This is a genomic window from Nostoc sp. 2RC, from assembly GCF_014222165.1.
GTDB classification, from domain to species: Bacteria; Cyanobacteriota; Cyanobacteriia; order Cyanobacteriales; family Nostocaceae; genus Nostoc; species Nostoc linckia.
Window position 1 is genome coordinate 1 of the sequence record NZ_JACKZU010000562.1, and the last position, 3376, is coordinate 3376.

3 protein-coding genes are annotated in these 3376 nt (G+C 41.4%); 1 reads left to right on the forward strand and 2 read right to left on the reverse strand.

Features of this window, described 5'->3' with window-relative positions:
* Positions 1 to 133: 133 nt before the first annotated feature.
* Both GNE10_RS33110 and GNE10_RS33115 read right to left on the reverse strand, forming a co-directional pair.
* Positions 134 to 694 carry a hypothetical protein gene (locus GNE10_RS33110; RefSeq protein WP_185570292.1) on the reverse strand — a complete coding sequence of 187 codons (561 nt, stop codon included), beginning with the start codon at positions 692 to 694 and terminating at the stop codon, positions 134 to 136.
* Positions 695 to 939: 245 nt separating this feature from the next.
* Positions 940 to 1602: a hypothetical protein gene (locus GNE10_RS33115; RefSeq protein WP_185570294.1), complete on the reverse strand. Its 663-nt coding sequence runs from the start codon at positions 1600 to 1602 to the stop codon at positions 940 to 942.
* 436 nt (positions 1603 to 2038) lie between these two features.
* On the opposite strand from GNE10_RS33115, the gene GNE10_RS33120 reads away from it, so the two are divergent.
* Positions 2039 to 3160 (forward strand): ferrochelatase, encoded by a 1122-nt coding sequence (locus tag GNE10_RS33120; protein ID WP_185570295.1) that lies wholly within the window; start codon positions 2039 to 2041, stop codon positions 3158 to 3160.
* Positions 3161 to 3376 lie beyond the last annotated feature (216 nt).

The following is a 3376-nucleotide window of genomic DNA, read 5'->3' on the forward strand; positions in this document are numbered from 1 at the left end:
GGTGGGGAGGTGGGGGGAAACTACGCCCATTACCCCATAACTTCATCTTCCCAAGCTTCCACACTCAGCACTTTTAACTCCTAACTCCTAACTCCTCATTCCTAACTCCTGTTTACTTACTCCATTGTCCGGATTAATTTGCTTCATAGTGTTCTAACAGCATACGCAAAAATGCAGCTGCACTCAGATAGCCTTTAGGGGGAAAAATTCCAATGGATGAATCTACCCCCCAACCCTGTACAGTTTCAGGCGATCGCCAAATTGACATATGATCGACTGCTGGTTCTGCATAAAAGTTATATTGCCCACAACCAAGCAAACTAGAACTCCAATGAGTGAAATAATCATGACTCATTCGATGAATTGGAAAATTTCCCTGTAGTAGCACCCCCCATCCATCTATAGCAATAAACGCTTTCACACGACCACCCAAAAGTTGCCACAAATGCGCCGCACCGATGGCCCCAACGACGCCAGCACTAAAGCTAATAAATATTAATGGCGATTCCAAAGGTTTTTTTAAGCGATCGCGCAAAAACTCCAAAATGTGCAAAGCTGATAGACTCAAAAAGTCTTTCCCCGGAAAAACGAGTATATTAGCTTGATATTGGTCTATTGAGCCATTTAACAATCCCGATATAAAGGATTGGGTGAAGATGCGATCGTGGATTCCAGGGCAAATAATTATACTCATTTCTTTGTTGCGTGTTAGCAGCTTGCACAATTATTAATAACTTCAACTTTAGCTGATGGTTTCTGAAGATAAATAAAAGCGCCATCAAACTGAGATTCCAGTGATAGCGCTAATTTTTAAGAGTTTGAGTATTGCGATCGCAAATTAAACCTGAGGTAAAAAACTTTTCCTACACAAGTGGTTAGTCTAATTAAATTAGGCAACTTTATGCACTCTCAGGTGACTTTAAATTAAATTTCACATATCTACTGTTGATGCAGATTATCAAACTTATAAGTTAATCCATCGACACCAACATATTTAGCGGTAAAAATTGGGCCACCAAGGACAGTAATAGTATATTGCTGCCCAACGGACAATACACCATCAAAGTTACTTGTGGTAACTGTTGCGCGAGTGCCGTCAGTATTCAGCGAAATAGCATGTGGAAGAAACTGTACCCCATTTTTAGTTACAGTAATGTTGTGGTACACAACAAAGTTAGTTGGTTGGAATAAATCTGTCTGTCCCCAGTGAAACAGTGTGATGTCGAAACTCTTACATCCTTTGAAAGTTACGCAAGCTTTACCTGATAAAGTAATTCGCTGTTCAGGGATTCGTAAACATATTTCTAAGTCCCATTTGGCGACACTATAATCACCTTTCAATTCAAGACATGGGTGTTGAGGACTGATTTCTCCTGACACAACAGTCACACCAGCTACTTTCAGAGAAATTGCTGCACTAGGCGTGCTGAGATTAAGGTCGTAACAAATCTGAATCGGCCCAAAAATTGCAACGCATCCAGAAATATCTCTAAGAATACCTGGTTGTTTCTCCGGCTCAGTTGTAACACTTGACTGTGGTACAACACTGGGAGCGTATAAAATTTCGGGGATGAGATCTTCTGAGTAAGAAGTAATAGACATGATGGTAACTCCTTTGTAAATGATTGAGTGATACAAATCGAACTTTGACTGATAGCTACTCTTGGCTTGAGAAGCATCTCCGTCTTCCTAAGGAGTTACACGGCCGACTTTGACGGATTATGCAGTTCGATCTCAATCAAGATGAAAAATATTTTTCATCTCGTTTAATTGCTGATTGCCTGTAGTGTTAATCACACCCAAATCTTTATTTACCAGAGTTAGCAGCTTTGAAAGCGTACCTTACCACGCCACGAACCATATCAAAGTGAACGCCAGTATCAAGTAATTATCCAAGTGTGTCTTTTGATGTATTATTTTGATTTTTGCACCTATCCCATCCGGGGGGATGTGATAATAATTTATTAGTAGGGGAAATGTTCAAGCTAATCCCCTAGCTTTAAATTCTCTGCACTCTGGTTATATTGAGGAAGTTATTGTGGTTGCAACGCCGGAAAAACTACAACATACTCACGAGCAATTATTAGGTAAAGACCGTGTAGCTGTACTGCTTATGGGCTATGGCGAAGTCGAAAGCTACGAAGATTTCGCTAACTATAACGAACAGGCTTTAAATCTACTCACCGCCAAATTCGCACCAGTGCCAACCTGGATTTATCCGCCACTGGCAAAACTTTTGGCACTATTTGACCGCCATGAGTGGGGACACACACACCACGATTTTATTTCCCCACACAATGCCATCTTTGAACAGCAGCGTGCTGGGATAGAGAAGAATTTACAAGAAAAATGGGGCAATAATGTCCAAGTTTTCAAAGCTTTCAACTTTTGCGCGCCTTTCTTACCCAAACAAGTTTTAGCAGAAATCAAAAACCAAGGGTTTGACAAGCTGCTAATTTATCCACTGCTGGTTGTTGATTCTATTTTTACCAGTGGAATTGCCATCGAGCAAGTTAACAATGCCCTTGTTGAGTTGACTGATGGTGAAGAACACTGGATTCAAGCACAGCGCTATATTCCTTCTTTCTTCAACGAACCAGCCTACATCGATTTGATGGCTCATTTAGTTGAGGAAAAAATTAACGCTGATTTAGCAGCAGCTTACCTACCCTCTCAAATCGGTATTGTACTGATGAATCACGGCTGTCCCCACAAAGCCAAAGGATTCACCTCTGGAATTACCGAAAGTCAGGCGCTATACGATTTAGTAAGAGATAAATTGATTAACCGCTATCCTTTAATTTCTGTAGGTTGGCTCAATCACGACACGCCTTTGATTGAGTGGACGCAGCCAAATGCACAACAAGCTGCAACTAACTTGATTCAACTGGGTGCAAAAATAGTGATATTTATGCCAATAGGTTTTGCTACGGAAAACCACGAAACTCTGTTGGATGTACATCACATCATCCATGCTTTGGAAAAACAGCATTCTGGTATAAATTACGTACAAATGCCTTGCGTCAATGACCATCCGGAATTTTTAGCGATGGCAGCGCAATGGTCAGAACCTTATATCGCACAGTTGTTGTCAGAGGAAACTGTGGCAGTTAATCCGCAATTAGCTGACCATCACCATCATCATCATCATCACCATTAACCCACATTCCCCAGATATTAAGGGAACTCCAAAAAATAGGCGTTACTGAATAATGGGATGATTTAGTCTGACACGGAGACATGGAGACACGGAGACACGGGGATTATGTTTTGATGCAAATTCTCAAATCATCCCGTAATACCGATTCAAAAAATGTTTGCGACAGATACCCCACCCGCCTGACGGCACCCTCCCCAAAGCATCGGGGAGGGTTGG

Excerpts from the sequence above, each read along its gene's own strand:
- GNE10_RS33110 (WP_185570292.1), bottom strand. The coding sequence starts at position 694 with ATGAGTATAATTATTTGCCCTGGAATCCACGATCGCATCTTCACCCAA.
- GNE10_RS33115 (WP_185570294.1), bottom strand. The coding sequence starts at position 1,602 with ATGTCTATTACTTCTTACTCAGAAGATCTCATCCCCGAAATTTTATAC.